Origin of the sequence: Rhodococcus sp. 5A-K4, from assembly GCF_046097995.1 — a bacterium.
GTDB lineage: Bacteria > Actinomycetota > Actinomycetes > Mycobacteriales > Mycobacteriaceae > Rhodococcus_F > Rhodococcus_F erythropolis.
Genome location: NZ_JBJURM010000024.1, coordinates 1 through 11042, shown reverse-complemented (window position 1 = coordinate 11042; position 11042 = coordinate 1). Strand labels below are relative to the sequence as shown.

At 63.5% G+C, this 11042-nt stretch carries 11 protein-coding genes; 2 read left to right on the top strand and 9 right to left on the bottom strand.

All coding sequences use genetic code 11. The features are described from left to right. Positions 1 to 154: 154 nt before the first annotated feature. Positions 155 to 511 carry a hypothetical protein gene (locus ACKAMS_RS25660; protein WP_020907776.1) on the bottom strand — a complete coding sequence of 119 codons (357 nt, stop codon included), beginning with the start codon at positions 509 to 511 and terminating at the stop codon, positions 155 to 157. Positions 512 to 700: 189 nt separating this feature from the next. Here ACKAMS_RS25660 and ACKAMS_RS25655 point away from each other — a divergent pair, with 189 nt between their 5' ends. Then, positions 701 to 1039: an RNA polymerase-binding protein RbpA gene (locus ACKAMS_RS25655; RefSeq protein WP_019748472.1), complete on the top strand. Its 339-nt coding sequence runs from the start codon at positions 701 to 703 to the stop codon at positions 1037 to 1039. Between the two features lie 427 nt (positions 1040 to 1466). Here the strand turns inward: ACKAMS_RS25655 and ACKAMS_RS25650 are convergent, their stop codons facing one another. The 6 genes from ACKAMS_RS25650 to ACKAMS_RS25625 form a co-directional block, all read right to left on the bottom strand. Continuing rightward, the gene (locus ACKAMS_RS25650) at positions 1467 to 2645 is read right to left on the bottom strand and encodes a PrsW family intramembrane metalloprotease (RefSeq protein ID WP_172932863.1); all 1179 of its coding nucleotides are present in this window, start codon (positions 2643 to 2645) and stop codon (positions 1467 to 1469) included. Further along, the gene (locus tag ACKAMS_RS25645; RefSeq protein WP_228118220.1) at positions 2642 to 3295 is read right to left on the bottom strand and encodes a hypothetical protein; all 654 of its coding nucleotides are present in this window, start codon (positions 3293 to 3295) and stop codon (positions 2642 to 2644) included. The genes ACKAMS_RS25650 and ACKAMS_RS25645 overlap by 4 nt, the downstream gene beginning before the upstream one ends. 136 nt (positions 3296 to 3431) lie before the next feature. Beyond that, positions 3432 to 4262: a hypothetical protein gene (locus ACKAMS_RS25640; protein WP_408989763.1), complete on the bottom strand. Its 831-nt coding sequence runs from the start codon at positions 4260 to 4262 to the stop codon at positions 3432 to 3434. Between the two features lie 92 nt (positions 4263 to 4354). Continuing rightward, positions 4355 to 5923: an apolipoprotein N-acyltransferase gene (lnt, locus tag ACKAMS_RS25635; protein ID WP_408989774.1), complete on the bottom strand. Its 1569-nt coding sequence runs from the start codon at positions 5921 to 5923 to the stop codon at positions 4355 to 4357. A gap of 37 nt (positions 5924 to 5960) precedes the next feature. Then, positions 5961 to 7595, bottom strand: coding sequence for an amidohydrolase (locus tag ACKAMS_RS25630; protein ID WP_408989762.1), 1635 nt, complete (start codon positions 7593 to 7595; stop codon positions 5961 to 5963). Positions 7596 to 7607: 12 nt separating this feature from the next. Next, the gene (locus tag ACKAMS_RS25625; protein WP_003944915.1) at positions 7608 to 8168 is read right to left on the bottom strand and encodes an FxsA family protein; all 561 of its coding nucleotides are present in this window, start codon (positions 8166 to 8168) and stop codon (positions 7608 to 7610) included. Between the two features lie 250 nt (positions 8169 to 8418). On the opposite strand from ACKAMS_RS25625, the gene ACKAMS_RS25620 reads away from it, so the two are divergent. Beyond that, entirely contained in the window at positions 8419 to 9078 is a 660-nt protein-coding gene (locus ACKAMS_RS25620; RefSeq protein ID WP_020969642.1) for a hypothetical protein, read from the top strand. Positions 9079 to 9115: 37 nt separating this feature from the next. Here the strand turns inward: ACKAMS_RS25620 and ACKAMS_RS25615 are convergent, their stop codons facing one another. Both ACKAMS_RS25615 and ACKAMS_RS25610 read right to left on the bottom strand, forming a co-directional pair. Beyond that, entirely contained in the window at positions 9116 to 9775 is a 660-nt protein-coding gene (locus tag ACKAMS_RS25615; RefSeq protein WP_003945024.1) for a response regulator transcription factor, read from the bottom strand. 57 nt (positions 9776 to 9832) lie between these two features. Then, positions 9833 to 10996, bottom strand: coding sequence for a sensor histidine kinase (locus tag ACKAMS_RS25610; RefSeq protein WP_408989761.1), 1164 nt, complete (start codon positions 10994 to 10996; stop codon positions 9833 to 9835). Positions 10997 to 11042: the final 46 nt, after the last annotated feature.

Below are 11042 nucleotides of genomic sequence, written 5' to 3'. Positions count from 1 at the left end.
CGAAGGTCATCGACCTCGACGAAGGGTCGCTTCGAAGTCCGAACCTCCCCGAAGGTCCGAACTCAGGATCAGAATTTGTCGTCGTCAGGCGTCAGGCGCACCGCAGTGCTGCGGTGCTCAACGCAAGGCTAGAAACCGGTTGCCCACACCTGCTTCACCGGAAACGTTCGGCTTCACGGGCAAGTTCGGTCAACCGTTCACACAACTGTGCGAGTTCCGAACTTTCGGCTCCCTCGGCAACAGCAGTCGCCACATCTTCGGCGGCGCAGCGAACCTCGAACATCCGATCCACCAGTTCGACGGCCTCGACGGCGGTCAAGATGACGGCGTCAGCCGGGATCGTCGTGCCCTTGACGGCATTGCGCTGCTCGTACGCGCGCTGGCGACAAGACTGGCTGCAGTACCGGCGACGACGACCCACTCCCGTCACCGCGACCTCGCGGCCGCACCACACACACGGGTTTCCGGAACGCGCAGTCTGCGGTGATCCGACGCGTGTGCTCTCAGCCATGAGTCGACACTGTACTCGAGATTCGGACGCCTTCGATGAACGCGCGCGGTACCCGGTAAGATGGAGAGGTTGCGTCTTCTCGCCACACGGGAACCAATCGGGTGCTCGTGGCGTTGTAGATGAGTGTGAGCGTCTACTCCCCAAGTCAGGGCGCCCACCAGCGGTGACGAACGAAGAGAGGACACCACCATGGCAGATCGCGTACTTCGAGGTAGCCGTCTCGGAGCTGTGAGCTACGAGACCGACCGTGACCATGACCTCGCGCCCCGTCGTATGGCCAAGTACAAGTGCGAGAACGGCGAGATCTTCGACATCCCGTTCGCGGACGAAGCCGAGATCCCCGGCACCTGGTTGTGCCGCAACGGCCTCGAAGGCGCCCTCATGGAGGGAACTGCCCCCGAAGCCAAGAAGGTCAAGCCTCCCCGCACCCACTGGGACATGCTGCTCGAGCGTCGCTCGGTCGAGGAACTCGAAGAGCTCCTCAAAGAGCGTCTCGATTTGCTGAAGGCCAAGCGTCGCGGCGCATGAACTAGCACTTCGATCAAGACCGTCCGGTTCTACACCGGGCGGTCTTTCTCGTTCTACGGGGAGTGATCGTTCACAAGTCGACGTCATACTTCGGCCCTTCTTCGACGTGGCAACTTCAGGATGCTTCGCGGTCCTCAAAGGCACTTCAGGACAACGTCATTCAGCATCCAGGCGCACTCGCGAGCCGACAGTGCGCGGATTCGCGATTCGCGCTGGAGAACCATCGGCACTGCTTCGTGCACCAGTGTGAGCTGTATCCCCCACCCCGCGACACACCAAACTTCGGTACCCCACTCACGCCGATCGTGAACTGGTAGCCCAGTCACTCGGCCGGGTTGCTTGCCAAGTGACGTTGGCAAACAACCCGGCCGACTGGGGTGTGGGTAAATGACTTACGGTGCTGAACGGTACTTCCGCTACTTCGCGGTCACTGAGCGATGCTCTGTGCCGCGGTTCCTTGGCGGAGGCGGGTGATTTCGTTGCGTGATTCGACGACCTGGGAGCTGTCGTCGCCCTTGCTGACAGCAAGGTCGCTGCACAGATCCAGCGCGGCACGAACGATATGTCGTCGTTGGCGACGTTCGGTGCGAGTGGGTGCGGCTTTCGCGTAAGTGCGTTGTTGTCGCCATCCGCCGGCGGCTGTCACCTCGGCGTCGGTCAGGACGCCGGACTCGATTTCCGGGGCGAGAATGTCACGGACGAAGTGGGACTCACGTGGGTGCGCCCAGACGAACGCGATCCACAAGGCAGTGAAAGCGAAGACGATGTCGCCGATCATGATGACGAACACGAGCGAACTGCTGCCGCCGGCGATCGCGAGCATCGAATCCCACACGCCGTGGATCAGGATGGGTGCCACGATCAACGCCAATCCGCGTCCGATCCGCCGGGGCTGGGCCGGGGTGCCGATCAGATAGATCACGCCGGCGCAGAAAAGGGCTGTAAAGAGGGGATGAGAGACGATGTCGGAGTAGGTGCGGGTGGCGATGGAACCGATCAGTCCGTCGGTTTGGTGGGCGCCGAAGCCCTGCGTCGCGCCGGCAATCGAGTACAGAAAGTCTTCGCTGGTCTGAAATCCCAAGCCGATGAAAGCGCCGAGGAGCAGGCCGTCGGTTGCGGTGCGCACCAGTCGCGGTGCAAGCGCGAGGAGGACGACGATGCCGATGCCTTTGGCGGTTTCCTCCACGAACGGTGCAGAGAGGCCCGCATGCCAGTCCTGAGCCCATACCTGCCCGAAAATCTTCGTGTAGAGCGAGCCGACTGCTCCGTTCGCGGGTACTGCGATAGTGAACGTTGCTGCGGTGGCGCCCCAGATGAAGCCGGTTACCACTAGTCCTACGGGTTGGCGTTCGTAGCGGTCGATGTGCCGGAACCACCATGTCCAGACCGCGGCGCTGATGATGCCGACGATGCCGGCAACGAGGAGTGCGCGCCCGAAGTATCCGGCGAAGGGGGCGAACATCTGCCAGCCTTTGACGAGGCCGAATCCGCACATCCACAGGTATATCCAGAACACGACGTTGCGTGGTTGGAAGAAGTGAAATTTCTCGCCCCAGGCCGTCGTATCGAATGCGCGGGAGCGGGTTTCGAGGAGATCGCTGCTCACTTGGTGTCTCCCTCATGTGTGCCGATGGAGGCGATCATGTCGGTGATTTCTCGACTGCGGGCGGCGATCTGATCGGGTGGGCCGACTACCTGTACCCGAATTCCCTCGCCGTCGGCGACGAATGTGGTCACCGATCCGGCGGACCGCGGAGTGTCAAAGCTGACCTGGACGCCGCTCAGACCCCCGTCGGTGCTGATCGGCTGGCGTGTACCGGAGACCGCAAGCACGGAACTGCCGTTCGTCGCAAGACTCACGGCATCTGTTTGGGAGAGGAGCTCGTCGGCAGTTCCACTGAATGTGTCGGCGTCGACGCTCACGGTGACGGTGCCGCCGGTCAACGTCACACGTGGGAGCGAATCGGACGCGCCATGTTGGTCGGTTCGGAAACCACTCTCGACATTCCAGCCCGCAGGTGCGGCGAAGGAGACAGTTTCGGTCACGGCCATTCGGTCTCCGGCGCCGGTTGGATCTTCGGAGGAGACAGCGGAATCGATGGCGGGCACGATCACGGTCCAGAGCATCCACACCCCCAAGATCGCGAGGGCGTGTGGGAAGACGCGTGTGTCGAGTCCGAGGAAGCGGTGATCCGCTGGTGGACGTCGTCCGTGTATGGGCTCGTGCTTGTGTGCAGTACTCGAAATAACGCTCAATTTCCCTCGTTTCCATTGCACGGCAGGTGCACTGACTATCGCAGAAACGGACAAATTCCGTGCATCAGCCGGCACCTGCCGGTCATCGAGACGATCGTGCACCAAGTTCCCGTCGGCGCGAGATCACCGAGAGCTCCTAGTCGACGGTGAACCGTCGCATCGCCAGATGTCCGAACACGCCGACCAGAATCAACGTGACGCCTGCGGTCACGGAAACGGAGTCGGTCACCAACCCCGCGATGCCGGTCACGGCTACGAACACCGGCAAAAAGTCGAACAGCCTGAAAATCGACTGCGGTGGTTCGGTTTCGAGGCCCTGAGCCTGAGCGGCCTTGTTCGGCGCATACTCGGGGTACCACTCGGTGAAGGAGATCGCGAAGAAGGTTCCGAGCAACTGCAGAATCCATCCGGTCCAGAAGTTGTCTCCGTCGTGCAGCAGTGCGTCTCCGAACAGGCCCACTGCGGCCGACCATGTGAAGGCGAGCGCCCACACTGCGGTGATGACGTAGTTGATGCGCAGAAACAGTGGCGTCGTCCAATACTCTTCAGGCGTCGACTCTTTCGCGTACTGCAAAGTGAAAGGATTGCGGAGCAGGATCGATCCGAAGGCAAAGACCACCAGCGCGATGTTGGTCAGTTCGCCTCCCCAGAGTTCGAACCACCGAATCGTGTTCGCCGACGCGAGGAGGCCGATGGCCGCCAGAACGCCGAAGAACACGACGTCGAAGACCTCCAACAGCTTCACCGTGCCGCCGCGCCGGTGACTGGCCGCCAAGATCAGCAGTGACAACCCGAGCGCGGCGGCCGCGGATTCCTCGAACCTTCCCGGCCCGGAGAGCAAGGACAGCAGGATCCACGGTGACAGCCCCGCGAGCGGTGACTGCAGCACCGCGTCGACGACACTGGTCTTGCGAACTGCAGTCTGGGGCCCGGCCTTCTCAGGCTGGGTCTTGTCTGGCTCGGTCACAGGAGGCCGCCTTTACGCAGGAACGGGTGGCACAGCGAGTACCCGCGTAGGCGCCCCTCGGAACATCGGCAGCCCGATATCCGTTGCTCGGGTCAGATTGCCGCAGTCTCCTCAGGTGATTGCTCGGCCCGATCTCGGCGCCGGGCTACCAGCGCCATGGAAATCGCACCGACCGCGATGATGCTGAGCACGATCTCCGGCGCCGGACCTACTCGGGTAGCGAGGGTGGAGCTGGTCGAGAGCGGCACCTTGGCCACAAGTGCCGCCGGCACGAACAGGTCGGTCTGCGAAGTCACTGCCCCGTCGGGAGCGATGATGGCGCTGACACCACTGGTTGCGGCCACAACGACGGCACGGCCGTGCTCGACTGCCCGCACACGGGACATTGCCAGCTGCTGATACGTCATCTCGGTGTCCCCGAAGGTGGCGTTGTTGGTCGGTACTGCCAGCAGCTGCGCACCATTGCGCACCGATTCCTGGAACGCCCGGTCGAACGCAACCTCGTAACAAGTCGCGACGCCGATCGGTACACCCGCTGCGTGGACAACGCCGTTGCCATCGCCGGGCACGAAATTGCCCGCACGATCGGCGTACGAGGAGAAGTTCCGGAAGAAGCTTCGGTATGGCAGGTATTCACCGAACGGCTGGATGATCTTCTTGTCGTGCTGTTCCTGAGGACCATTGGCGCCGTCCCACACGATCACTGAATTGGTGGTCGTACGATCGGCATTCACGAGTACGGTGCCGACAAGAATCGGGGCTCCGATCGCTTCGGAGGCTCGGGTGATGTCGGCCGCGGCATCGGCGTTTCGCAGTGGGTCGATGTCCGAGGCATTTTCCGGCCAGATCACGACGTCAGGCTGATCGACGCGGCCCGCGTCCACCTCGGCTGCCAGTTTCACGGTTTCGGCGACGTGGTTGTCGAGGACCTGCTTGCGTTGCGAGTTGAAGTCCAAGCCCAACCGCGGAACGCTGCCCTGGATCGCGGCGACGGTGATCGTTCGGTCGCCGGAATCCATGGTGGCAAGAAACGGCGACACCACGAGAGCAACGATCACGGGCACGATGGCGGCGGCAACGGCTCCGAAGAATCCTCGGTCCCATCGTTTTGCCGCGACAGTGACGACGACTGCTGCCAAGCCGGTACCGGTCAGGGCCACCGCGAAGCTGAGCAGCGGCGCACCGCCGATACTCGCGAGTGGGAGGAGCCACCCTTCGGATTGACCGAATGCGAGCCTGCCCCAAGGAAATCCGCCGAAAGGAACGCTGGAACGGAGCCACTCGGTAAGCGTCCAGGTCGCGGCAATCCACAAAGGTGCCCAAGGCAACCTCGCCACCAGTACCGCCAGCAACCCGAACAGTCCGATGAACAACGACTCCACCGCGGCCAACGCGATCCACGGGACCGCGCCCACGAACACACCGATCCACGGAAGCAACGGCACCAGGAATCCGAGACCGGCCAGGTACCCGTAACCGAAGCCGGCACGAAGACGCAATCCGCCTCGACCGAAGTTCGTCAACACGCACGTCAGAAGAGCGATCCCGACTGGCGCCAGAAACCACAGCGGACGAGGTGGGAACCCGGCGAAGATCAAGAATCCGCCTGCGGCTGCGTACAGCGAACGTAGCCATGCCGAACCGGTGAGCACAGCGTTCACGCGGGAGCGATCGCTGCTGGGCGCCTCTGCGCCGGCCTCACTCACTCGTCGAGCCGCGCTGGTAGACGACGCGTCCGCGATGCACCGACTTGATGCAGACCGGAATCGGCGCATCTTCCGCCAGCATGGGCAGAGCGGGTACTCGCGAGCGCGGATCGGTAGACCATCGCTGGACCGAATCGGCCGGTGCACTGACTTCGAGTTCGCCTGCCTCCCACAACACGTAGGAGGCGGGTGCACCCGGATTGAGCGTTCCCGCGGCGCCGTCCCGCACTCCGCCCGCGCGCCAGGCGCCGCGCGTTGCGGCGGAGAAGGCCGCACGCGGTGAGATTCCACTTCCGTCGGTGCGGTGCTGGACAGCGGCGCGCAGCATCGCCCACGGCTCGATGGGGGTGACCGGGGCATCGGAGCTGAATGCGAGCGAGACACCCTTACCGGCAGCAGGTGCAAACGGATTCAACGCTGCTGCGCGGTCGACTCCCAGGCGCGTGGCGTACAGACCGTCGGTACCGCCCCACAGTGCGTCGAACACCGGTTGGACGCTCGCGATGACACCCAAGGCCGCGAAGGTTTCCGCGTCAGCCATCGACATCATTTCCGCGTGCTCGAGGCGGTGACCCAACGCGGCGACCTTGGGGCCACCCAGTTCGTCGGCGACCTTGCGGAACGCGGCCGCTGCCGACGAGACGGCACCGTCACCGATCGCATGGAAGCCGGCCTGGACACCCGCGAGGGTGCAGGCCCGGATGTGTGCGGCGATCGCGTCGACGTCGAGATAGGCGTTGCCCGTCGAATCAGGTTGGTCTGCATAGGGTTCGAGCAGCCACGCGGTATGCGAACCGAGCGAACCGTCGATGAATAGATCCCCGCCGAGTCCGTCTGCTCCGGTTTTGTCGAGGAGTGCACGAGCATCCTCTTCGGTGTCGACGCGCTCACCCCAGTAGCCCCGAACCTCCACTCCGTGGTCGTGGGCCAGTAGTTCCTGGAAATCGGTCAGTCCCGAGATGTCCGGTCCGCCGCACTCGTGCACTGCGACGATCCCGCGGGAGGCGCACAGATCGAGCGCCGCGGTACGAGCAGACGCGCGCTGAGATTCGGTCAGCAGGTTCCGAGCCGCATTGCGCGCCAGGTGGTGTGAATCGAAGGTCAGCGGGCCGTCGGCCGAGTATCCGGCAGTGTCGGCGAGGCCGGAGATCCCGTCGCGCAATGCGCTCGAGCACGCGGCCGAGTGAACGTCGATCCGCGAGAGATACACCTTGCGGCCAGGGGCAGCCGCGTCGAGATCCGCGGTCGAAGGCGGCGTCTGATCTGCCCACTCGGTGTCACCCCAACCATGTCCCCAGATGACTGCGTCGGGATGGGCAGTTTCGGGGTTTGCCGCTGCGAATGTTCGTACTCGCGAGAGGCATTCGTCCAGTGAGTTCGCGCCCACGAGATCCAGACCGACGAGATTGAGTCCCAATGCAGTGATGTGGACGTGGGTGTCGACGAACCCGGGAGTGACAAACGCACCGCCCAGGTCTTCGATCTCCGCGGCGGGGTGCAACGCCCGTCCGGCGCGCTCGTCGCCGACCCACACGACGGTGCCGTCGGTGATGGCGATCGAGGTCGCGTCAGGTGCAAATGAACTGTAGATCCGGCCGTTGACCAGCAGACGAGTAGTCACGAGCACCCAGTCTGCCTGTTAGTACTGCGGCCCCCGCGAACGGGTGGGTGTATCCGTGTCCAGAATCTCACCCTCGAGGACCAGTTCCTTGCCGTTGCTTGCTACGTACTCGGTGGTTTCGGGTGTCTCGACGATGATCTCGCCGTCGATCACCTCGCCGTTTCCGCGCATGCGCGCCGCGTAGCCGACGGTTCCGGCGAAGGCGTCACCACCGGCGGCAAATGCTGCTGCGCGCTTGCCTGCCAGGAGCACCGCAAGCGGGCGGAGCGCCCACCGGGTCGGCGGAATCAGAAGCAGAAGGCCCAGAACGGAAGTCACGAGTCCGGGTACGAACATCAACGCGGAGCCCGCCGCGACCAAGGCGCCGTCGGCGACCGCCAGTGACGGCGATCCCTCACCCCTCGTTGCCTTGCGGAATCCGTCCATGACTCGTCGCCACTGCGAACGCATGAGGATCAATCCGACAAGCGAACCGGCGAGAAACAGCAGCACTGTCCAGGCGACACCGATGGCGTTGCCCACGATGACCAATGCGGCGATCTCGACGATCACGTAGAGGAGGAATACGGCGGCGATCATGACGTCCCCTTTCAGACGGTCTATCCGTTCAACGCTCGAGGGGCCGGATTTTCTCCCGACAACGACGCAGAGGTGCAAAACAGGCGAGTGCCGTGAGTCACACGGGCCTTCTCTCGCGCACGTGCGACTTGCCTGGCGTTAACTAACGCTCCGCTAACGATTCTAAACCTCAAGTTGACGTTGAGACTATGCGCATGGTCAAGTCACTTCGGGCCGCCTTTCCCGGCCTCATGAAATGAAGGAGCCCGACATGAGCCGACTCCCCGGCAAGACACTCGCCCGACGCATTCCCGCTGCCATCGCCGGCACTGCCGCCGTCGTGGCACTCACGGCCGGCAGCACGATGATCAGCGCGGGAACCGCGGCCGCAGAACCGGTAGTACCCGAAGGAATTGCCGCGCTGATCGCGCAGGCCGCAGCCATCTCCCCCGAAGCCTCTGCTGCTGTTCAGCAGTTGATCGGCACGGCAGGCGCTGATCAGATCACGACCGCCCTCGATCTCCCGGACATCGGCGTCACCAAGCCGCAGTCGTTCATGTACCCCGCACCGACGGTCGGGTGTGGCGTGGCCGGTGAACCTGTCACCGTCACCCTCAGCTCCGCACAGGCCGGTCCGAACTTCCCGTTGCCGCCGTGGGTCGAGGCCGACCATCTCCGGTTCCAGGCAATCCCGGGTTACGTCGGCATACCCAAGACCTCAGGGTTGAGTGTTGCCTGGATCAACGTCGGCACCTTCAAGGGTGGCATCGTCCCGTTGGACGAGAAGTTGCCCGTACTCGATACGCCGTTGCTCTCGAAGGTCGTCGACACCGGCGACGGCAAGGTGTTTGCCGCTCTCTTCGGCAATGTCGATTACGCAGACGGGAAGACCTGCATCGTGCTGCCAACAGTGGGCGCTTTTGATGCCTGAGCAGAGCGAAACGCTCGCTGCCTGACAGGCGGCTGGCCTACGCGCCCGGAGTCACCAGTCCGGTCTCGTAGGCCAGCACCACCGCCTGCACACGATCACGCAGATCGAGTTTGGTCAGAATGCGTCCGACGTGCGACTTGATCGTCGATTCGGACAGGTACAGCTGCTGTGCGATCTCGATGTTCGACAGTCCCGTGGCCACGTGCCCGAGGACTTCGCGTTCGCGTTCGGTCAGGACGTCGAGAACCACCGGATCGCGTCGCGGCGCCGGACCGTCCACGATGAACCTCGACAGCAGACGACGTGTCACCTTCGGGGAAACAACCGCATCACCGGCCGCCACGCTGCGGATAGCCGACACGAGGTCCTCGGGCGGGGTGTCTTTGAGAAGAAACCCACTCGCTCCGGCACGCAGGGCGCCGAGCGCGTGTTCGTCCAGGTCGAACGTCGTCATGACCAGGACCCTGGATTCGATCCCGGAGGCAAGAATCTGCTCCGTCGCTTTCACACCGTCGACAATCGGCATCCGCACATCCATCAACACGACGTCAGGCTTCAGCGCCACCGCCGCTGCGACCGCCGCGGCTCCGTCACCGGCCTCACCGATCACCGAGATGTCCTCATGTGCTTCGAGCACCATGTTCAGGCCCATCCGCATGAGTTCCTGGTCGTCGACTAGCAGCACGGTGATGGGCACGGCGTAAACCTATCGGGCCTGAGACGTCGGTGCCAATGCGATTGCGGCGAGCCGGTATCAATCGTGGATCTCGAGCGGCAACTCTGCGTACACACGCCAACTGCCGTCGGGGCGTCGTCCCGTCTCGAGCGTCCCGTGCAGTACCGCCACCCGCTCACGCATGCCGACCAGTCCGTTGCCCGAACCGTGAGCGAAGGTCGAGCTCGACGTTCCGTTGTCGACGACCTCGAGCAGTACCGCGGTCTCGGTGCGGCGCACGGTGACTCGGGCCTTCGGGTTCGCGCCGGCGTGGCGGAGGACATTGGTCAGTGATTCCTGAACGAGGCGATGAATGCCAAGGCTGACCGATGGACTGACGTCGTCGAGCTCGCCGGTCAGCTCGAGGCGCACGCCGAGACCGGCGGCACGCATCATCTCGACGACCTTGGCAATGCCGGCCGTTCCGTGTTGCGGCATCAAATCGCTACTGACCTCGGTGCGCAGAAGCGAGACGGTCCGGCGAAGCTCGGCAAGCGCATCACGTCCGGTGCTGGAGATGTTGCCGAGCGCCTTCTTCGCCAACGCCGGATTGGAATCGACGGCATACGAGGCGCCGTCCGCTTGAACGATCATCACGCTGACCGCGTGGGCAACGACGTCGTGGAGTTCGCGGGCGATCCGGGTTCTTTCCGTCGCCACCGCATCCTCGGCGCGGCGGTCTCGTTCGTATTCGGCCACTTCGAGTCTGGCGGCCACTTCCTCGTCGTAGGCACGTCGCGCGCTCAAGAACTCGGCGGTGATCCAGGCCAGCGCATAGAGCAGCGTCGCGATGATGATCGTCAGGATCACGTCTTGGCGGATGACGAGCAACGAGAAAGTCATGTCCAGGGCAAGGAAGCACGCGAATATCGCCCCGGTACGCCGATCGACGTACGCAACGAGTGTGTAGAGCGAAACTCCGAGCGCCAGCAGGCCTGGATGTTCCGCAGCCGGATCCCCGGTCGCCCACATCATCAGGGTCGCGAAGTACGACATCGACAATATGGACGCAGCGGACACACGCGGATATTTGCGACGCCACACGACGGGAAGGCAGATCAGAAATCCGACGACGAGCTGAGGCCACCGCTCCTCACGCGGCGAACTGACGAACGTGACTACCTCGAGCGCGAAGAACACGAGCGCCAGCGCGCTGTCCGCGATCATCGGCTTTCCTCGCAGCCACAGGCTGACCCTCCGCATGTGATCAAGAGTGTCACAGCTGTGAAAGAGTCACCGCCGTGGATAT